Genomic DNA, 19,971 nt, shown 5'->3' on the forward strand with positions numbered 1-19,971 from the left:
CCCCCGGCTCTCCGCCCCATGAGGAGGGGCGCATGCATGCCCTCCTCGCCTTCCTTCAGAGTGCGGAACGGCTCAAGGACACCTTGCGATCGGGGCGAACCGCAATGGGCCGACCGGAAAGCACTGCCGAACACACCTGGCGGCTCTGCCTTCTGGCGATGCTGCTCGAACGCGATCTGCCGGGCGTCGACCATCACCGTCTGCTGAAAATCTGCATGCTCCATGACCTTGGGGAGGCGATTTCCGGCGACGTGCCTGCTCCCGCGCAGGGCGCAGATGATGGACGGCATGCGCGGGAGCGTGACGGTTTCGAGGAGCTGTGCTCCGAGCTTCCGCGCGACCTGCACGAGGAGTTCCTCGAGCTATACGATGACTATGCGCAGGGCCGTTCGATCGAGGCGCAGTTCGCCAAGGGCCTGGATAAGCTCGAGACCATGCTCCAGCACGTCGCGGGCAAGAACACGCCGGGTTTCGATTATGCCTTCAACCTGGGTTACGGAATCGAGGCGACTTCGCGCCATCCCCTGCTCGTACGATTGCGGCGCATCGTCGATGAAGAGACCAGGATCAGCATGACGGGACCGACCTGATCCTTGCGCCGATCTGGGCCGCCAGGCCGAGGCAATCCCGCGAGAGGCCGCCGGGCTGTCGGTGCACGAGATGGTCCCACCGGCATGCGAAACATTGGCCGGGCTAGTTCGCAGAACCCGGTTCGCGCGTTGCGCGCGCACCGCGGGTGAGATGTCAATCGATCAGGGGCAGGTCGCGCGAGATCGAGACGGCTTCGACCGCAGGATCGTGTTCGAGCCGCTCAAGCACCGAGCGATCGACCTCGGCGGAATAGATCTGCCTACCGAAGCGTGCACGGCATGCCGTATAATCGGGGACCGATGCATCCTTGGCGAGCTTGATCAGTACCAGAAACCGCTCGCGGCGCGCAGGATCGGCGGCTTCGCGCAAGGCGGGAAACCCCTCGATCTTTTTCAGCGATGACAAATCTATGGGCATGAACGGCGCTCCAGGGCTTTATCGAATATAGCAATCGCTACGCCGGTCTTCAATTCGCGAGGGTGCAGCCGCGTCAAGACCGTATCAGATGTGCGCGCGTCCGAAGCCGCGGCGCGGATGCCAAGTGCCCTTCCTGCCTTTGGGCGGGTCGCGACGTGCTCGGCGGATCAATTCGTCGCGCAGCTCGTCGATCGACAGGTCCTGCCCGCGCCGCGCCGCATCGGCGTAAAGCAGTGCAATCAGGCCGCTCACCGCCGGCGCCGCCATGCTGGTTCCGGATTTGCGCGTCACGCCCCCGGTCGTGCGCGAACGCGCCGCAAACACATTCTGGCCCGGGGCCGAGACTTCCGGTTTCTCGCGCCCGTCGCGCGTCGGCCCGGTACTCGAATAGGTGTAGATGGGTAAGCTCGCTTTGTGCCCGTCGAAGGCGCCGACCACGATCGCCTTGCGCGACGTCGAGATCGAACCCAACGTATGGCTCTCGACCGGCTGCGTGAAATAGGATTGCGCGTAGTCGTCGCGTTCGATCCAGGCATGAAAATCGGTGTCCTGCGATGTCATGTTGGTGAGCCGAACGGTCCACTCGCCTTCCATCACGTTTTCTGCCACCCAGATGCCGATCGCATTATCGCCATTGGTGCGATTGCCGACAATGCTCGCAATGAAGATGATAACTTCGTGATCGCCCAGCGGGAGGCTGGATCCCGGTCGAACGGGGCCGAAGCGTGTCCCGTCCGGCGCAATGAGTTCGACCTCGAGGCGACGATCGCCATCGTACCAAAGCTCGAATTCGCCGCCCCATTCCCCCGGATGGCTCCAGCCGATATCGAGGCTGCCCGATGCCGTCGCCCGGCCGCTCGTGTGCGTCCCGTCGCCATGCGAATTGCCTGCCGCGATCACGATCGCGCGATTGGAATCGCCTTCGACGAGCGCATCGATACCCTGTTCGACCAGCGATGAGCCGTCATGCGGGCCGCCATTGGTCCCCAGGCTGAGATTGACGACGCATGGCCTGTCCCCCGCTTCATCGAAGATGTAGCGCACCGCTTCCAGAAGCTGCACCGAATCGCCGAAGTGCTGGTTCACGACACCCGGCCCCATCCGCGAAATGTCGGATGCTGCGATATCGACGAAGATCAGGGTCGCTTCCGGCGCAATTCCTGCCTGACCCGAACCCGTGCCATTACCGCCGGCAATGTCCATCACATGCGTCCCGTGCGTGCCGGTTCGTAAGGGCGAATCGGGTTCCGGGCCGTAGCCGAGCGCGTCGTAAGGATCGCTGGCCGACAAGGCAGCATCGATCTGAGCGGCGCTGTAGCGCCTGCCATAGCCCATCGGGCTGTCGATTGACGCGATTCCAAGCTGGTCCCAGATCGACTCCAGCCGGCTCGATCCATCGGCGCGCATGAAATTGCGATGCGCGAAATCGCAGCCGTAATCGACAATGCCGATGACGACCCCGTCGCCGCCCTGCGGGTCGAAGCCCTCCGGGAAGGAGGCCGGATCCGCACCTGTTTGCTCCACGCTCGCGCCCAGCGTCGGATGGACCGGCTGCGCCGCGCGAAGATCGAGAATATCAGTTTCTGCCGCCAGGGCTTCGACCCGGTCGATAGGAATCCTTCCGGTGACCAGAAAGCCTCGGCCTTTGGCCTTGCCCAGCTGCGCCCCCGCCATGACATCGGGGTGTTCGCGCCAGGCTTTGAGTGTTCGCACATGCGCGATCACGCTCACTTCATCGGCTTCGGTCGAGGCCGTTGCAAATCCGCGCATGCCCGAGCGGCGATTGGCGAGGGCGAGCTGCAGGCGCGGATCGAGGTCGGCATTTCCCGACACTGCGAGTTCGCGCAGCGCTCGCGCGCCGAGCGCGCGCGAATTGGACACCTGCGTTGCCAGGCGCGGGCGCGCTGTGCCCAGTATGCCCGCCTCGGTCAGCATTATCGCGGCGTCATCCAAAACCGATTCCGGAAATCGGCCGACCTGCCCGGAGATGACCGATGGGAGTCTTTGGCCGGCGACCGCGCGTGCGAGCAAGGAGGCGAGACTCGGCAGCCGGTGGCGGACCGCGTCGCCTTCGCGCCGTGGCGACGGCTTTTCCTTGTCTGTTTCCTCGCCCATGCCTTTCTCCCTTCTGGTTAGGACAGACCGCCCGGGCGGTCTTCAGGCGGCTGCGCCGCGCTTCAGTGCCTGCTCCTTGATCAGGTAGGGTGCCAGCGAGACCCACATGATGGTGACAAAGCCAAACAATCCCGCCCCGGTTTCGGCGTTCACCGGCGCGCTGAAACCGCCTTCTTCCACCCAGAAGCCGCCGGTGGCGCCGACCCAGAGGAGGAATGACACGAGCGAGGCGCCGATCTCGTTCCAGGCTGGTTCGCCATCCTCCTTGGTGGCGAAATAGCGCAGGGCGATCACGAAGCAGGCGACGATGACGATCACCAGTGCCACGATCGACGCGCTGCCATCTGCGAGCGTCAGCCCGAGCGGAAAAAGAGTGGCCGCTTCGATCGGAAACAGCTTCGCCACATCGGCGACATAGGCCGGAGCCTCACTGGTTTCTTTCCCCGCCGCTGCGCTTCTCTCGCTGGTGATACCCGGCCGGGTCGTGCGCGATGTGCGGCTCGAAGCAACCCGAAGCGAACCCGACAGAGTGCCGAGCTGGCGCGCGGCGCGGCTCGTCGCGCCAACCAGCTTGCTGGCCCTCGCATTGGCTTTGGTCGCCGCTGCGATAACGCTCTGGATCGCCTTCGCATCCTTGGGATCGGCAGCTTCTGCTTTGCTTCGGGCGTCTCGCGCAAGGGCGACGACTTGCTCGCCATCGGGCACTTCGCCACCGCCGAATTGATCCTCTATCCGCTCGCCGAGATTGCCCGCTAACCAAGCGCGCTGCAGGAGAATATTTCGGCTCTGCGGGTTCTGAACCCGCATGGCGAAATTGCTCAGGCTGTCTCGCATTGCTTCGAGTGCATCGATCACTTCGGTGGCCGAACTCATGCAGCCCTCCTCATTTCAGTGGCGGGAAAATTGCGGCTATCTGACTCAGGATCGAAAAGACCGCGCGCCGGTTCTCGCGCGCGATCCGCGCGCGCTCGGCCTCGCTGAAATCGCCGGCGAGCGCCCGGCGCATAGCCTGATCGACCTTGGCGAGCTCGGCCAGCACCTTCGCCAGCTCCTGGGCTGCCTCGGTATTGGCACCGCTCACGAGATCGTTCGCTGCGGCAATCTCACGTATCAACGCACGCCGCTCGGCAAAAGGCGCGCGCTGCGCCTCGCTCGCATAGGCAAGCGAAAGCGCGAGCAGCAGCTGGGTATCGGCATTGCCTCCCTGAAGGCTCTCGAGCCTGCCAATCGCCGTTTCAAGATCCTCGATCAGCATCGCGGTGTTGGCACGATCGACCAGCGCGCGCACCTTGCGAACCTTCATCTTGGTCTCGTACATATCGCTCAGCGTCTGCACCAATGTCAGCACCGCATCCTGTCGTTCGCCGGTGAGCGGGCCCAAATCGATCGCCGCGCCCCCGGTAATCCGATTGATGTCGGTCGCCGCGACCGCGAGCGTGCTCGTCGCGGTCGCCAGCGTGAGGCGCGCTTCATCGGGCTTTTCCTCCAGAATATCGGCGAGCGCTGCCTGGTATGCAGCAAGCCCCGCCACGATAGTCGTGAGCGTAGCCAGCCGATCTTCCGCAATCGGTTCGAGCGAGACCTCTATCTGACGGGCTTCGGGCACGCCTTGAAGGTCGCACAGGCTGCGCGACCCATCCCATTGCCGATCCACGGTAATGGTGCCGCCCCACATGCAGAGGGGATCGCTTGCGACGAGCGCGACGGCCGCTTCGCGCCGCCGCAACTGGAGCTCGTTTGTGTAATTGCGCGCAAGGGCAACCGTCGACCTCGTGACTGTCGAGGCCGCGCCGGCCCGTTCGAGCTGCAGGTTCGACGCCGCGCAGCCGGACAGCAGGAGCGCTGCAAGAATGGCGATGCGCATATCGATGCCCCTTCCCCAAGATTGCGCGGTTTGAGTAACACAAGGTCACGAAAACCTCAATCGAGTGTATTTCCCCCGTCAATACCTACCACCGAATTGTTTTTCTATTTTCGGTTTCGTCTCGTCGAAAACGGAAACAGTAAACGCGATGTTGAGTGGAATAATGAACCAAGCCAATTCACGATCCGGGGGCGGTGTATCGCGGGATGAAGAGAAAGATTGGCCATACCCGTTATACGTCATTTCGGGCGGCCCCTGAAAAAGGGGCGGCCGCTCGCATTGCCCTCCCGTTGCATCGGCTTCCAGGTCGAACTTCCAGCGCATGGTTTGCGAAGTATCGCGGACCATTCTAGCCTTGCGCGCGTTCGACGCGGGAGGAACCTATGCGCGCACTGGCTTCGTTCGGATTATTGACATTGGCGCTTGGCTTGGCGGTGCCAGGGCAGGCGCAGGATCGACCGGTCACCGACCAGCGGCCCGATGCCGAAGACGTGGTCACTACTCCGCTGACCGATCTCAACCTCAAGAAGGGCGAAATTCCCGGACTGCTCGAGCGAGCGGTCGAACGACCCTACGATCTCGAGGGGCTAGGGAGCTGCAGCGCGCTGATCGGCGAGGTCGAGCGGTTCGACATCATGCTCGGAGACGATTTCGATCTTCCCGCGGAGGAACTGGGCGGCCTCGGCGCGGGCGCGGTTGGCAAGATGGCAGTCAGTTCGCTCATTCCCTTTCGCGGCCTGATTCGCGAGGTGTCGGGCGCGCGCAAGCAGCAGGAGCGATTGGAGACCGCGATCCGTGCGGGACTCGCGCGGCGCGGCTTCCTGAAGGGCATCGGTGCCCAGCGCGGCTGTGCCTATCCGGCGCGACCGGCACGCGAAGCCGATATTGCCCGCATCGTCGCGCAACGCCAATCGGAAGAAGCCGAACGCGACGAATAGACCGTCTTCGCGGCGGTGCCGTTCGTCGTTCAGCCGCGTATTTTCGTCGAACGAAGGCGAATCTGATGCGAAAAGGGGTTGCGCGCGCGGGCGGGCTCTCTATCAGGCACGATATGTTGTATCGTTCTAAACACTCGCTCCGCCTTTTCGGTTCCACCCTGTCGGTCGCGGCCATGCTTGCCGCGGGTCCGGCGCTTGCCCAGACGGCCGGCGACACGGCCGTCGCCACGCAGGCAGCTGCCGACGACGAGCCGCCCGCCGAAGATCTGCACGATCGCCGGATCGACTACCAGGGCCGGATCGTGGTCAGCGCCGAAGGGATCCGCGATCTCGACCTGCTGGCGGGCACCGATGTCGTCGAGGGCGTCGAACTGCAGCGCAATCTCGACGGGCAGATCGGCGACGTGCTCGACAGCCAGCCCGGCGTTTCGGCCAGCGGTTTCGCTCCGGGCTCCTCGCGTCCCGTATTGCGCGGTTTCGCGGGCGAACGCGTCAAGGTGCTGGTCGACGGGATCGGTGCGATCGATGCCTCGAACACTTCGGACGACCACGCGGTGTCTATCAACCCGCTTGCTGCCGAACGCATCGAAGTTCTGCGCGGCCCGGCCGTGCTGCTGTTCGGCAGCCAGGCAATCGGCGGCGCGGTCAATGTGATCGACAAGCGCATCCCACGCCGCATTCCGGCCGAACCGATCCATGTCGACCTTCTGGCGCGCGGCGATACCGCGAGCAATCTGCGCGAGTTCGGCGGATCGGTCGACGTTCCGCTCGGCAGCAGTGGCGTCGTGTTCCACGCCGACGGATCGTGGCGCGAAACCAACGATCTCGAGGTCGCCGGTTTCACCGTCGCCCCCGCTCTGCGCGCCGAACTGCTCGAAGAGGCGGCGGAAGAAGAGGAAGAGGGCGAATTCGAGGGGGCCGAGGAACTGCGCGAGGCGGCCGAACAGCGCGGCGTGCTGCCCAACAGCGCGACCGAGACCTGGACCGCCAATGCCGGCCTGGCCTTCTTCCGCGGCGATAGCACGCTCGGCGTATCCTTCGGCGTCTACGACACCGCTTACGGCGTTCCCGGAAGGCCGGGTGCTGGCCACCACCATCATGGCGAAGAAGAGGGCGACCATGATGACGGGGATCACGAGGATGAGGATCACGGCGAAGAGCACGGCGAAGAAGAGGGTGAAGAGCTGGTCAGCATCGGCCTGCGCCAGTATCGCGCAGACCTGCGCGGTGACATCTTCCTCGGCGAAGGCTTCTTCGAGCGGTTGAAGATCCGCGCGGGCTATTCCGACTACACCCACACCGAGTTCGAAGGCGACGAAGTCGGCACCGTGTTCGACGTCGAAGGCCTCGAAGCGCGCGCCGAACTGGTGCAGGACACCTCCGGCCCTTGGCGCGGATCGCTCGGCGTGCAATATTACTGGCGCGACTTCGAAGCCATCGGCGCCGAAGCCTTCGTCGCGCCCAACCGTACCGACCAGATCGCCGTTTTCGCACTGCAGGAATACAGCAGCGGACCTTTCCAGATCGAAGGCTCGGCGCGTTTCGAAAGCACTGCTGTCGATGCGACCACGCTCGGCATAGAGCGCAGCTTCGACACGTTTTCGGGTGCGCTCGGCTTCGCCTACGATGTCACGCCGACCGTGCGTACGGGGATCAATCTTTCTCGCGTCGCACGCGCGCCTTCGGGTGAAGAGCTCTATTCGAACGGCCCGCACATCGCCACGCAAGCCTTCGAGATCGGCGATCCCGATCTCGATGAAGAAAAGGCCTGGGGCGGGGAAATCTTCGCGCGCGGCAGCATCGGCGGGGCGAGCTTCAGCATCGCTGCCTATCGCAACTGGTTCGACGACTTCATCTACCTGACCCCGAACGGCGAGGAAGAGGACGACCTACCCGTGTTCTTGTTCCTCCAACAGGATGCGACCTACACCGGGATCGAGGGCGAACTCGCGTTCGACTTCATCGATACCGGCGATCTCACCGTCGGCACCGAATTGCTGGGCGAATACGTTCACGCAGAGCTCGACGACGACACCTTTGTCCCGCGCATCCCGCCGCTTCACCTGGCGGCGGCGCTGACCGCCTCGACCCGCGCCTTCGACCTGCGCGGCGAGGTCGAGTGGTACGACGATCAGGACGACGTCGCCGCGTTCGAAACTGCCACCGACGGCTTCACCCATGTGAATGCCTCCGTCGCCTGGCGGCCGATGCGCGACAATCCGAACATCAGCATCATCCTGAAGGCAGACAACATCTTCGACGAGACCGGTCGCCGCCACACCAGCTTCACGAAGGATTTCGTGCCGCTTGCGGGCCGCAACTTCAGCGCGAGCGTGCGCGCCAGCTTCTAGTCGGAGCCGGCGTCGCCCGCAGCCTCGGCCTTGCCCTCGGCGCGGGCGGCGCGGACTTCGGCGTCGAGCCGCTTCGCGCGCTCGTCGACCACCTCGATCCGGCTGCGCTGCTGGCCATAGGCGAAGACCATCAGCAGCCCACCCATGATGGCGAGGTTCTTCAAGGCCATCGCAGCCTGGACCTGGTCGGTCACCTGCTCGTGGAAGAACAGCGTCGCGAGCGCGGTGAAGACCACCAGCGCCAGGCTGGCGATGCGGGTCATGTAGCCGCTGGCCAGCACCAGCCCGGCGACGATCTCGAACACGCCGACGGCCAGCGCCATGCTGCCGGGGAAGGGCGATTCGGCTTCCATGTAGGCGGCCGTTCCGGCGGTATCCATCACCTTCCCGAATCCGGCGAATACGAACAAGGCGCCGAGCAGGATGCGTCCGACCAGTGCAGCGATTGTAGCCATCGTTTCTTCTCCCCCGTTGATTGTCCTTGCGAAACTCCCGCTCGCGCGGCGGGTTCCTATTCCTCCACCGCGAAGGTCAGCTCGGCATGCTCTCGCAACCTTTCGACCAGCGCTTCGCCGAGGAAGGAGCCGGGCGTGCCGATGCCGCCTTCGGCGTCGCAGTCGAGCAGTGCCATGCCGGTTTCCGCGAGCATCCGGCTGGTCGAGCCGTAGCCCGGATCGTACTTGCCCTTCACGCCGTAGTGGAGCCGCTTTCCTTCCGGCCATTCGCCCACGAACAGCACGTCGTAATAGCCGTTCTCGCGCTCTTCCTGGCTCGGCCCTTCGCCCGGTTTGGGCGGCTTGGCGCCGAAGGGATTCTTGAGCATTTCGACCACCGCATTGGCGGCGGCCTTACCCGCTTCGCCAGGGCTGGTGAGCATCATCTCGTCATAGCGGAAATCCTCGCCATAGGGATGCCCGCGCAGGAAATTGGTGCGATGCACGTTCTTGGTGTTGATCGTCGCCATGATGAAGGGCGCGGCCCATTTGCCCAGTTCCTCTTCATGGCGCGGGATCATGCCGCTGGGCTGGTCGGGGCCCTCGAAACCGGGTGTCAGGCCGAAGGGATCGTTCAGAACCTTGATGATGCCGGGATTCTTCGCGGCCGCCTTCATCGTAGCGGTCAGGCTGGCTGCGGTGCCGCCCGAGAAGGTGCCCTGCATCGCACGCACCCGGCCCTTCACGCGCGGGGCGGGCGAACCGTGGCGCGCGACCGCTTCCTTCTGCAACATCAACACGCCGAGATCGAAGGGGATCGAATCGAACCCGCTCGAAAAGGCGATCCGCGCGCCGCTCTGCTTCGCCGCTTCGTGGTGCTTGTCGATCTGTTCGCGCATCCAGGCGGGTTCGCCGCACAGATCGGCATAGTCCGTGCCGGTCTTGACGCAGGCGGCGACCAGCTTGTCGCCATAGAGCTGGTAGGGTCCGACCGTGGTCAGCACGACCTTCGTACGATTGCACATCGCCTCCAGGCTCGCCGGATCGTTCGCATCGGCGACCACCAGCGGGGTGGATTTGGGGGCGCCGATTTCGTCGCGTACCGCCTCCAGCTTGTCCATGCTGCGTCCGGCCATTGCCCATTTGGGTCCGTCGTCGCGGCTCCCGTATTCGCGCACGAAGTGCTCGGCGACGAGGCGCCCCGTATATCCGGTTGCGCCATAGACGATGATATCGAATTCGCGGTCGGCCATGGATTATCTCTCCTTCGAGCGCATGTGTGCGCGCGGGCGTGCGGAGAGTCAAAGCCGTTACGTCACGAAGGGCGTGTGCGGCAGGACCCCGGTCTGGCTCGAGATTGCCAGCAAAGTACCGTCCTCCGCAAAATGGCGCGCGCTGCCATGGACCACGCCACGGTCGAAGGCTGCAAACTCGGTCACGCTCAGTACCCAGCCGGGCTCGGCGGCACGGATAAAGCGGAAGGTCGCATCGAGGCTCGACCCGCCGCGCGTGCGCGGATGCGCTCCCAGGAAGAAATCGCTCACCAGGGCGAGCCAGCCCGCATCGTTGGCGAATCCTGCGGCCGAGCGCGACCACACCGCTTCGTGGCCCCGCGCATTATCCTCGTGCGCGATGCGGCGTTCGAGCTGACCGACGAGATTGTCGTCATAGCCGTTGGGATCGGAGGGCTTCGCCTCGCTGCCGTCGGGCCTGGGTACATCGGGCATCTGCGCGAATTGCGTATCGCTGTCTCCCGGCCTTGCGCCGAGGGCCGCGCTGACGCGGTGCACGGGACGCTCTCCGGCATAGGCGGTCGCCGCCCATTGCGAGACGCTCCTGCCGCCGCCGACCGGTTCGCAGTTGATGACCAGCTCGTCCACGCCCTGCGTCGGCGAGAGGAACTGCGTATTGGCCCAGAGCAGCGGCTGGCCGCTTTCCTGCTCTAGCGCGTCGATCGTCGCCGCCAAGGCAGCGCCGCCCATCACATGCGGATGCTCCGGCGGGCCGACCGTGGCCGGCCTGGTGACCGGGAAGAGATAGCGGCCCTCACCGCCTTCGGGTGCGCATCGCCAGAAGGGGAAGCGCGCGATGCTCACAGTCTTGGCAGCGTGACCCCGCGCTGGCCCATATATTTGCCCGCGCGGTCGGCATAGGTGACTTCGGGCCGCTCGTTGCCCTGCAGGAACAGGAACTGGCACGCACCCTCATTGGCGTAGATCCTGGCAGGTAGCGGGGTGGTGTTGGAGAACTCCAAAGTGACGTGCCCTTCCCAGCCCGGCTCGAGCGGGGTGACGTTCACGATGATGCCGCAACGCGCATAGGTGCTCTTGCCGAGGCAGATCACCAGCACGTCCTCGGGTACGCGGAAATACTCGACCGTGCGGGCCAGCGCGAAGCTGTTGGGCGGGATCACGCAGACCTCGGTCTCGCGATCGACGAAGCTGTTGCTGGCAAAATCCTTGGGATCGACCACCGCGGAATCGACATTGGTGAAAATCTTGAACTCGGGCGCCACGCGCGCGTCGTAGCCATAGCTCGACAGGCCGTAGCTGATCACCCCTTCGCGCCGCTGCGCCTCGACGAAGGGTTCGATCATGCCCTCGTTCAACGCCTTGTCGCGGATCCACTTGTCCGAAAGAATCGCCATGGCCAAGGGATTCCCGATTGGCCTCGCCGGGGCAAGCGGGGCGAGGGGAATATCCCCTTCCGCGGCTGGGGTAGCCTATGAGTGGGCCGAAGACAGGTCCACTGGCGGCTCACCTTGTTTTCGGCGTGACGATCCAAAACAGCAGACCGGCGACAAGGATCCCAAGGGCGGTCGCGCCGATGTCATTCAGATCAAAGACGAACCGATCGCTCGTCGTCTGTATGGCTTCCCATGCCAGCAAGCCGACACCACTGATGGATGCACAGATGAGAAACCGGCGCTTGACGGAGCGGGGGGCGGCATCGCCCTTGTGGTTGGTCCAGATACTGAGCAGTACGAAGGCAATGGCGATTGCAGCGGCGAAGTTGGGCAGGGTGCCAAGCAGATAATCGCTTGTCGGCCCTGACCACCTCGGATTGTCACGCAACCGATGGACCACCGTCAAAAGCGCGAGGGCGCCAATGCCTGCCAGCCCGTAACGTGTCGATAGCTGCATCTTGCGCTCCAGCAAACCAAAGCGTTTTGCCAAAACTCGATCGACGTCGGCAATCGGGGCGTATCCAGCCCCATCGCTCTACTCTTCGCCCCGGTTCTTCAGCGCGCGTATTTCCTGCCTCAAGCCCCGCAACTCGCGCAGGATTTCTTCGCGCTCGTCATGCGCTTCCTCGCTGGTGGTTTCCGCCATCGCATTGACGATTACACCGATGAACAGGTTGAGGACGATGAAGCTGGTAAGCAGGATGAACGGGACGAAGAACGCCCAGGCATAAGGGTAGAGCTCCATCACCGGACGCACGATCCCCATCGACCAGCTTTCCAGCGTCATCACCTGGAACAGCGAATAGAGCGAGGCGCCGAGCGTGCCGAACCATTCGGGAAATGCCCCGCCGAACAGCTTCGTCGCCATCACCGCGCTGATATAGAACAGCAGCACTAGCATCACGATGACGGTCCCGATGCTGGGGATCGCGCTGAACAGGCCGACGATGACCTTGCGCATGCTCGGCACGACCGAGACCAGCCGCAACGCACGCAGGATGCGCAGCGCGCGCAGGACGGAGAATTGTTGGCTGGCCGGGATCAGCGCCACGCTGACGATCACGAAATCGAACACGTTCCAGCCATTGCGGAAAAAGCGCCACCCGTAGGCGAACAGCTTCAGCGCCAGTTCGACGACGAAGATCGCGATCGCCGCCCGATCGAGCGCAATGATGAAGGGCCCGAACCGCGCCATCACCTCGGGCGAGGTTTCGAGACCGAGCCCGATAGCATTGAGCACGATCACCGCGGTGATCGCGTGCTCGAAGCGGCGGGTCTCGACAAGGGCACGGATGCGCTCGCGCAAGGTCATTCGGCCTCCATAGACAGCGAATCGGCCTTCACCGCGCCGCACGAGCCCGCGCATTAACATCGCCGCAAGTCAGCTTCCAAGCAGGAACGCATCGCGCCCGATCATGCGGAGCGACGATGCCGGCTCAACTTGCCAGCAGCGTCGCATTGCCCCCGGCGGCGGTCGTGTCGATGCACACTACCCGCTCGGTGGCGAAGCGCTGGACGTAATGCGGACCGCCCGCCTTGGGGCCGGTGCCCGAGAGGCCCTCGCCGCCGAAGGGCTGGCTTTCGACGACCGCGCCGATCTGGTTGCGGTTTACGTAGAAATTGCCGACCTTGGCGCGTGCCTCGACGAAGGCGCGGGTGTCGTCGTTGCGGCTGTGCAGGCCCAGCGTAAGGCCATATCCGGTCGCGTTGATATCGGCGATCACCTGCTCCAGATCCTCGGCGCGATACCGCACGACATGCAGGATCGGCCCGAAATTCTCGCGTTTCAGATCGAGGATCGAATCCATCTCGATAATGGTCGGCGCGACGAAGCAGCCCGCATTGGCACCGCGATGCAGGCGGCGGCGCCAGACGGGTCGCCCGCCCTTCTTGCGGCGCGCGACGTGCCGTTCGAGCGAGGACTTGGCATCGGGATCGATCACCGGGCCGACATCGGTCGATAGCTCTTCCGGATTGCCGATGGTCAGCGCTTCGAACCCGCCGCGGATCATGCGCAGCATTTCGTCGTAGACGTCGTCCTGAATGTAGAGCACGCGCAGCGCCGAGCAGCGCTGACCCGCGCTCTGAAAGGCCGATGCAACGACGTCGCGCGTAACCTGTTCGGGCAGGGCGGTGGAATCGACGATCATTGCGTTCTGGCCGCCGGTCTCGGCGATCAGCGTGGCGATGGGGCCGTCGCGCGAGGCGAGGCTGCGATTGATCGCCTGCGCGGTTTGCGTCGAGCCGGTGAAGGCAACGCCCGCGATGCGCGGATCGGAGGTGATGAATTCGCCCACATCGCCCGCGCCGGGGAGCAGCTGGAAAGCTTCCTCGGGAATGCCCGCCTCGTGACACAGGCGCACCGCCAGCGCTGCGATCAGCGGGGTCTGCTCGGCGGGCTTGGCGATCACCGTATTGCCTGCGGCCAGCGCGGCGGCTGGCGTGCCGATGAAGATCGCCAGCGGGAAGTTCCAGGGGCTGATGCAGGCGAAGACGCCGCGGCCATGCAGGCTCAGGCGGTTTTCCTCGCCGGTGGGGCCTGGCAGTGGCATGGGCTGCGTGAACAGGCGCCGCGCCTCATTGGCATAGAAGCGGAGGAAGTCGACCGCCTCGCGCAGTTCGAGCACCGCATCCATCAGCGTCTTGCCCGCTTCGCGCTGGCACAGGCTGAGGAATTCGTCGGTGTGCTCCTCGAACAAATCGGCGGCCGCCTCGAGCAGCAAGGCGCGCTTTTCGCCGCCGAGCCGGTCCCAACCGGGCTGGATCGCCTCGGCGCGGGTGATCGCTTCCTCGACCTCGAAATCGAGCGTGTCCCGCCGCGTGCCGACTTCCGCGGTCAGATCGTGCGGCTTGTTGATCGGCGCACTTTCGCTTTCGGCCCCCGACATAAAGGTCGGTTCGGCTTCCCAGTGCCTTGCTTCGAGCGCGGCGAGCCGCTCCTGCAGCGGTTCGAGCACGAGCGGGTCGGACAGGTCGACCCCGGCCGAGTTGCGCCGATCGGGGAAGATGTCGGCGGGCAGCGGGATGGTGGGATTGCGATACGGCTCGAGCGCGGCCAGCTCGGCCACCGGGTCGGTCGCCAGATCGGCGGCGGGGACTTCGGCATCGGCCATGCGGTTGACGAAGGAACTGTTGGCTCCGTTCTCGAGCAGGCGGCGTACCAGATAGGCCAGCAGATCCTTATGCGTCCCGGTCGGCGCATAGATGCGCACATTGGTCCGGCTGTTACCCTCCATCTGGGCCAGCGCGCCGTAGATATCCTCGCCCATTCCATGCAGCCGCTGGAATTCGAGCGGCTTCGAACCGGCGAGCGCCTTGATCGCGCCAATCGTATAGGCGTTGTGGGTTGCGAAGGCGGGGTAGATCGTATCGTCCGCCGCGAGCATCTTCTCGGCACAGGCAAGGTAGCTGACATCGGTCGCCAGCTTGCGGGTGAAGACCGGGAAATCGGTAAAGCCGCCGACATGGCTGAGCTTGATCTCGGTATCCCAATAGGCGCCCTTGACCAGCCGGACAAAGAACTTGCGGTCGTGCTTGCGCGCCAGCCGCGCGGTCCACTCGACCAGCGGGACGCCGCGTTTCTGATAGGCCTGGATGGCGAGCCCGAAACCTTCCCAGCGGCTGCCGTCGGGCCGGGTGAATAGCGCATCGTCGCGCGCCAGCGCCTCGATCAGGTCCATCGACAGTTCGAGCCGGTCGGCTTCCTCTGCATCGATGGTGAAGTGGATATTTGCATCGCGCGCGGCAGTGGCGAGATCGCGGACGATCGGCAGCAGGTCGGCCACTGCCAAATCGGCGTGGAGGAAGGTGTATTTGGGATGCAGCGCGGAAAGCTTGACCGAAATGCCGGGCGAGGTGCGGACATCGCCGGTCGCCTCCTTGACCAGCCGCTCGATCGCCTTGTGGTAATTGACCCGGTAGCGCTCGGCATCGTCGAAGGTCATTGCCGCTTCGCCGAGCATGTCGAAGCTGTGCGTCAGGCCGCGCGCGCGTTCCGGAGCGGCGCGCTTGAGAGATTCGCCAATCGTGCGCCCATAAACGAACTGCCCGCCGAGAATGCGCATGGCCTGCAGCGTCGCCTTGCGGATGACGGGTTCGCCCAGCCGCTTGACTGCGCTCTTGAGGGTGCGCCGCATGCCCTTCTGCGCTTCCTCGGGCCGTTCGAGCACTTCGCCCGTCAGCATCAGCGAAAACGTGGCGGCGTTGACGAAGGTCGAAGAGCTTTCACCCATGTGCTCGGCCCAGTCGATATCGCCGATCTTGTCGCGGATCAGCGCATCCGCGGTTGCCGCATCGGGCACGCGCAACAGTGCCTCGGCAAGGCACATCAGGGCGACGCCCTCTTCGGTCGCGAGGCCGTATTGGTGGAGAAAGGCATCGATCCCGCTCGCCTTGCGCTTGCGCGCATCCTCGATCAGCCGGATTGCGATTGCCGCCGCTTCCTGGTGCTTGGCGCTCGCCCCAGCCGCCTGCGAAAGCCGTTCGGCGACGCAGGCATTCTCTTCCGCGCGATAGGCTTCGCGGACGGCTTGGCGGGAAATTGCGGGCAGGGGGGCAGGATCGTGCAGGGCCATACGACTCCGGGGTAAAGAAAGGTGTCTCGGGTCACTTGGACCCGCGGTGTTACCCTTTCAAGCTTTGTGAAACACGCTTGTTCCGTAGCGTCGTCTCAGGGTCGCTGCGCAAACCAGGTCTCGACGGCCTGCCGCGCTTCAGCAGGCAGGTGCAGGCCCAGCTTGCTGCGCCGCCACAGCAAATCCTCGGCCCTGCGCGCGTACTCGTGCTCGACGAGATAGCGCAGCTCCGCCTCGTACAGCGTGCCGCCGAGATGCCGCCCGAGATCGTCGAGCGAGACGGCCATTCCGAGCACGAGGTCCAGCCGCGTGCCATAGGCACGGGCGAGGCGCAGAAGCATTTCGGGCGGGACCCAGCTATAGCGCTCGCTTGCTCGCCAGAGAAAGGCGGCGAAATCGCCATCCGGCATGTCGCCGCCCGGAAGCGGCGCGCGTGCGGTCCATTTCTCGCAAGGCATATCGAGTACCTTGCCGAGCTTTGCCAGCGCATGTTCGGCGAGCTTGCGATAGGTGGTGATCTTGCCGCCATAGACCGACAGGATCGGGGCGCCGCCCTCGGCCTCGAGCTCGAAGACATAGTCGCGAGTCACAGTGGAATTGCTCGACGCATTGTCCTCGTAAAGCGGGCGCACTCCGGAATAGGTGGAAACTATCTCTTCGTTGGTAACCGCGCTGGTGAAATAGCGCGAGGCGGCCTCGCACAGATAGCGGGTCTCCTCCTCCGAAATCCGCACGGCCTCGAGATCGCCTACATAGAGCTGGTCGGTGGTGCCGATGAGCGTGAAGTCGCGTTCGTAGGGGATCGCGAAGACGATGCGCCCATCGGGCTGCTGGAAGATATAGGCGTGCTCGCCGGGGAAGCGGCGCGAGACGATGATGTGACTGCCTTTGACGAGCCGCAGATGGGCCGGCGTTCCTTGGCCGAGCGCGGTCTTCGCCACGCGGTCGACGAAGGGCCCGGCGGCGTTGATCACCGCGCGCGCAGTGACTTGCCGTTCGCCATCGGTATTGCGCAAGGTCGCGGTCCAGCTCTCCGCAGAACGCTTCAGATCGGTGCATTCGGTGCCCACCAGCACTTTGGCTCCGCGTTCCTGCGCATCCATCGCCGTCAGCACCACCAGCCGCGCGTCTTCGACCCAGCAATCGGAGTATTCGAACCCCGTCTTGAGCCGTTCCTGCAAAACGCCGCGATGCGGCGCTACTCGCAAGTCGACGCGCTTGCTGCGGGGCAGGCTCATCTTCCCGCCGATGCGGTCGTAAAGTGCAAGGCCGAGCCGCAGCATCCATTTGGGCCGCATGCTCGGCTCGTGCGGCATGACGAAGCGCAACGGCCAGATGATATGCGGCGCATTGCGCAGCAACACTTCGCGCTCGCGCAGGCTCTCGGCGACGAGGCGGAATTCGTATTGTTCGAGATAGCGCAGCCCGCCGTGGACCAGCTTGGTACTGGCCGAGGAGGTGTGCGAGGCGAGGTCGTCCTTCTCGACCAGCAGCACCTTCATCCCGCGCCCGGCGGCGTCGCGCGCGATCCCCGCGCCGTTGATTCCGCCGCCAATGACCAGGAGGTCGCAGGTCTCGCTCATCCGCCCTCGAACAATCGCCCGGCAACCGCATCGAGCTTGGCGAGGACGGTACGGTCGTGCTTGTCGGGGGCGGTGATGACCGCATCGGCCAGCGCCCGGTCGATCGGCGAGGGGCTGCGCTTCTTCGGCAGGTCCTCGCAGAAGGCCTCGATTGCCTTGCGCGCCAGTTTCGAATTCTGCTGCATCCGTTCGATTACCTGCGCCACATCGACCGCCTCGCCGTTGGCCTGCCAGCTGTCGTAATCGGTGACCATGGCGAGCAGCGCGTAGGGCAGCTCCGCCTCGCGCGCCAGCCGGGCCTCGGGCATGCCGGTCATGCCGATCACCTCGGCGCCCCAGTGGCGGTAGAGGCGACTTTCGGCGCGGGTTGAGAATTGCGGACCTTCCATCGCGAGATAGGTCGCACCCTCGCTGCATTCTCCGCCGGCCTTGGCGACCGACTTTGCGGCATGTTTCGAGAGGCGGTGGCACACCGGGTCGGCCATCGAGACATGCGCGACGAAACCGTCGCCGTAAAAGCTGGAAGGGCGGCCCTTCGTATTGTCGATGAACTGGTCGACCGTCACGAAGCGGCCCGGTGGCAGTTCCTCGGACAGCGAGCCGACCGCGCTGATTGCGAGGATGTCGGTGCATCCGGCTCGCTTGAGCGCATCGATATTGGCCCGCGAATTGAGCGTCGAGGGCGCAATCCGATGCCCGCGGCCGTGGCGCGGCAGGAAGCGCACGCGGACGTGGCCGATCCTGCCGCACAGGATCTCGTCGGATGGTTCGCCCCAGGGCGATTGCACCGGGATCCACTGCGCATCCTCGAGTGCATCGATGGCATAGAGCCCCGACCCGCCGATGATGCCGATCGTCCAGTCGCTCATGAAGTTCCTTTGCCCAAACCGCTTGCCAGCACGGCCATGGGGTGGCGACTGGCGCGGCCGGTGTCCAGCGCTTTAGCGCTCGACGATATCGCGGCTCATCGGGGCGAGCTTGGCGAGAAAGCGGTTCTGCGCCGCGAAAGGCACATCTTCCTCGCGCATTGCCTGCTGGAGGTTCTCGACGATGGCGTTGAGGTCGGCCTTGCGGCTGCCCAGCCCTGAATGCGAGCTCCGCATGTCACGTCCGGTGTAGTCGCAGCCGGCGTTGAGGATGTAGCAGAACTGCTCGAAAATCGTACGGCGGAAGCGAACTTCATCGTGCCCCGCGAAAATCCCGGCGACGCGCGGGTCGGAAAAGCTGAGATCGGTGAAACGGTCCGCAATTCGGCGGATGCCCTCGCGCCCGCCGAAATGAGCGGCCATCGCCTCGCCGTCGAAGGGCGTCGCACCGGCATTGGCGTTGCTTTGTTCGTAGGGCTCGACCGGAATCTCACCCGTCTCGGGGTCGCGCGCGACTTCCTCGACTCCGAATTCGGCATCCCAGTCGACGTTTTCGGCGGGGGCCTGCTGCATCAGCAGGAGCGGCAGGGTGGCGGTAAACAACATGGTACGGGCTCCTAGAATGCGACCTGCGCCTGCAGGAAGGCGCCGCGCTGGCCGGTAAAGGTCGCGATCGATCCGAGGTCGGCATAGGCGGCGGTAAGAGTGATATTGTCGGTCGGTGCGTAGGCGGCGAACAGGTCGAACCAGTCGTCTTCGCCGAGGCCGAGATTGTCGGGCTTGCTGCGGAATTCTCCGCCGATGACGAAGCGTCGCGAAAACTGATACGCGACCGCGCCCTCGAACTGCAGCGAGTAATCGTCATCCGCCACGCTGCCGAAGCCGAGCAGGCCGTTCTGGTTGGCCTTGGTCAGCCGCGCGGCGGCGTTCACCAAAAGGCTATGGCTGAGGAACAGCTTGGTCGCGCTGAGCGTGACATCGACTCCATCGTCGTCCGCGGCGCCGACGGCTGCGGCGACGGCGCCATCGAGGTTGTGCTTGTATTGCACGCCGAGCGAGACCTGCGGGACCAGCGGATCGCCATAGACGAGATCGCCCAGCAGGCGGACCTTGGCCCCGAACACATCCTGATTGAGCACATATCCTTGCCCGATTCCGAGCGCCGCGCCGACATCCTGCGTGTCGAAATTCTGCCGTGCGTAGCTGAGTTCGACCCGGTCGGCGATGCCGAGAGCAACGCCATGCGACTGGTAGAAATAGTCCGGCAGCAGGACGGCGGTGACATGCGCCTGGACGCCGATGCCGCGGGATTCCTGTCTGCCTGCGATCGTCGCCCAGTTGGAAATGCCGCCCCCGCTTGCACCATCGATGGTGCTGACCGCATTGGTGAGCAACAGCTTTGCATTGTACTCGGCGAACCCTTCTGCGCGCGCAGGCTCCTCGGCCGTGGAAGTCGTGTCCTGCGCGGCAAGCGGGGCGGGAATGAGGGCCAGAGCCAGCGTCGCAACCGCGGGGGCAGGCGGCCATATGGTCTTTATCATGGCGCGCCGGA

Annotated in this window: 19 protein-coding genes; 3 read left to right on the forward strand and 16 right to left on the reverse strand. The window is 64.5% G+C overall.

All coding sequences use genetic code 11. The annotated features are described in order from the left end of the window. The first annotated feature begins 32 nt into the window (after positions 1 to 32). The gene (locus ASS64_RS08760) at positions 33 to 590 is read left to right on the forward strand and encodes an HD family hydrolase (protein WP_157075121.1); all 558 of its coding nucleotides are present in this window, start codon (positions 33 to 35) and stop codon (positions 588 to 590) included. A 154-nt stretch (positions 591 to 744) separates the two neighbouring features. Here ASS64_RS08760 and ASS64_RS08765 read toward each other — a convergent pair whose 3' ends face one another. From ASS64_RS08765 to ASS64_RS16675, 5 genes are all read right to left on the reverse strand, one after another. After that, positions 745 to 1,008 (reverse strand): hypothetical protein, encoded by a 264-nt coding sequence (locus ASS64_RS08765; protein WP_067692818.1) that lies wholly within the window; start codon positions 1,006 to 1,008, stop codon positions 745 to 747. A gap of 84 nt (positions 1,009 to 1,092) precedes the next feature. Next, the gene (locus tag ASS64_RS08770) at positions 1,093 to 3,123 is read right to left on the reverse strand and encodes a S8 family peptidase (RefSeq protein WP_083508254.1); all 2,031 of its coding nucleotides are present in this window, start codon (positions 3,121 to 3,123) and stop codon (positions 1,093 to 1,095) included. Between the two features lie 42 nt (positions 3,124 to 3,165). Continuing rightward, entirely contained in the window at positions 3,166 to 3,996 is an 831-nt protein-coding gene (locus ASS64_RS08775; RefSeq protein ID WP_067692823.1) for a hypothetical protein, read from the reverse strand. Between the two features lie 10 nt (positions 3,997 to 4,006). Continuing rightward, the gene (locus tag ASS64_RS08780; RefSeq protein ID WP_067692826.1) at positions 4,007 to 4,987 is read right to left on the reverse strand and encodes a hypothetical protein; all 981 of its coding nucleotides are present in this window, start codon (positions 4,985 to 4,987) and stop codon (positions 4,007 to 4,009) included. 78 nt (positions 4,988 to 5,065) lie between these two features. Further along, positions 5,066 to 5,335 (reverse strand): hypothetical protein, encoded by a 270-nt coding sequence (locus ASS64_RS16675; protein WP_157075122.1) that lies wholly within the window; start codon positions 5,333 to 5,335, stop codon positions 5,066 to 5,068. Positions 5,336 to 5,421: 86 nt separating this feature from the next. Between ASS64_RS16675 and ASS64_RS08785 the strand changes: the two genes are divergently transcribed. Together ASS64_RS08785 and ASS64_RS08790 are read left to right on the forward strand one after the other, a co-directional pair. Continuing rightward, complete coding sequence (locus ASS64_RS08785; RefSeq protein ID WP_157075137.1) at positions 5,422 to 5,925, forward strand: hypothetical protein; 504 nt, start codon at positions 5,422 to 5,424, stop codon at positions 5,923 to 5,925. 113 nt (positions 5,926 to 6,038) lie between these two features. After that, on the forward strand, positions 6,039 to 8,276 hold the full coding sequence (locus ASS64_RS08790; protein ID WP_067692833.1) for a TonB-dependent receptor: 2,238 nt from the start codon (positions 6,039 to 6,041) through the stop codon (positions 8,274 to 8,276). Here ASS64_RS08790 and ASS64_RS08795 read toward each other — a convergent pair. From ASS64_RS08795 to ASS64_RS08845, 11 genes are all read right to left on the reverse strand, one after another. Continuing rightward, complete coding sequence (locus tag ASS64_RS08795; RefSeq protein ID WP_067692834.1) at positions 8,273 to 8,731, reverse strand: DoxX family protein; 459 nt, start codon at positions 8,729 to 8,731, stop codon at positions 8,273 to 8,275. The two genes, ASS64_RS08790 and ASS64_RS08795, sit on opposite strands and share 4 nt — an antisense overlap. A 56-nt stretch (positions 8,732 to 8,787) precedes the next feature. Next, the gene (locus ASS64_RS08800; RefSeq protein WP_067692836.1) at positions 8,788 to 9,963 is read right to left on the reverse strand and encodes a trans-acting enoyl reductase family protein; all 1,176 of its coding nucleotides are present in this window, start codon (positions 9,961 to 9,963) and stop codon (positions 8,788 to 8,790) included. Between the two features lie 57 nt (positions 9,964 to 10,020). Beyond that, positions 10,021 to 10,806, reverse strand: a complete 786-nt coding sequence (locus tag ASS64_RS08805) for an acyl-CoA thioesterase domain-containing protein (RefSeq protein ID WP_067692838.1) — start codon at positions 10,804 to 10,806, stop codon at positions 10,021 to 10,023. After that, the gene (gene dcd, locus ASS64_RS08810) at positions 10,803 to 11,357 is read right to left on the reverse strand and encodes a dCTP deaminase (RefSeq protein ID WP_067692839.1); all 555 of its coding nucleotides are present in this window, start codon (positions 11,355 to 11,357) and stop codon (positions 10,803 to 10,805) included. Before dcd ends, ASS64_RS08805 begins: the two co-directional genes overlap by 4 nt. Before the next feature lie 109 nt (positions 11,358 to 11,466). Next, complete coding sequence (locus tag ASS64_RS08815; RefSeq protein WP_157075123.1) at positions 11,467 to 11,886, reverse strand: hypothetical protein; 420 nt, start codon at positions 11,884 to 11,886, stop codon at positions 11,467 to 11,469. A 45-nt stretch (positions 11,887 to 11,931) separates the two neighbouring features. Then, a complete protein-coding gene (locus ASS64_RS08820) occupies positions 11,932 to 12,708 on the reverse strand; it encodes an ion transporter (protein WP_198147680.1) in 777 nt (258 codons plus the stop codon). Between the two features lie 124 nt (positions 12,709 to 12,832). Continuing rightward, positions 12,833 to 15,970 (reverse strand): bifunctional proline dehydrogenase/L-glutamate gamma-semialdehyde dehydrogenase PutA, encoded by a 3,138-nt coding sequence (gene putA / locus ASS64_RS08825; RefSeq protein ID WP_067692842.1) that lies wholly within the window; start codon positions 15,968 to 15,970, stop codon positions 12,833 to 12,835. A 95-nt stretch (positions 15,971 to 16,065) separates the two neighbouring features. Next, on the reverse strand, positions 16,066 to 17,553 hold the full coding sequence (gene glpD / locus ASS64_RS08830) for a glycerol-3-phosphate dehydrogenase (RefSeq protein WP_067692845.1): 1,488 nt from the start codon (positions 17,551 to 17,553) through the stop codon (positions 16,066 to 16,068). Continuing rightward, positions 17,550 to 18,422, reverse strand: coding sequence for an S-methyl-5'-thioadenosine phosphorylase (gene mtnP / locus ASS64_RS08835; protein ID WP_067692847.1), 873 nt, complete (start codon positions 18,420 to 18,422; stop codon positions 17,550 to 17,552). Before mtnP ends, glpD begins: the two co-directional genes overlap by 4 nt. Before the next feature lie 72 nt (positions 18,423 to 18,494). Then, on the reverse strand, positions 18,495 to 19,025 hold the full coding sequence (locus tag ASS64_RS08840) for a group 1 truncated hemoglobin (RefSeq protein ID WP_067692855.1): 531 nt from the start codon (positions 19,023 to 19,025) through the stop codon (positions 18,495 to 18,497). An 11-nt stretch (positions 19,026 to 19,036) separates the two neighbouring features. Continuing rightward, entirely contained in the window at positions 19,037 to 19,960 is a 924-nt protein-coding gene (locus tag ASS64_RS08845) for a DUF3034 family protein (protein WP_083508255.1), read from the reverse strand. Between the last annotated feature and the right edge of the window lie 11 nt (positions 19,961 to 19,971).

Origin of the sequence: Erythrobacter sp. AP23, assembly GCF_001542855.1 — a bacterium.
Lineage (GTDB): Bacteria > Pseudomonadota > Alphaproteobacteria > Sphingomonadales > Sphingomonadaceae > Qipengyuania.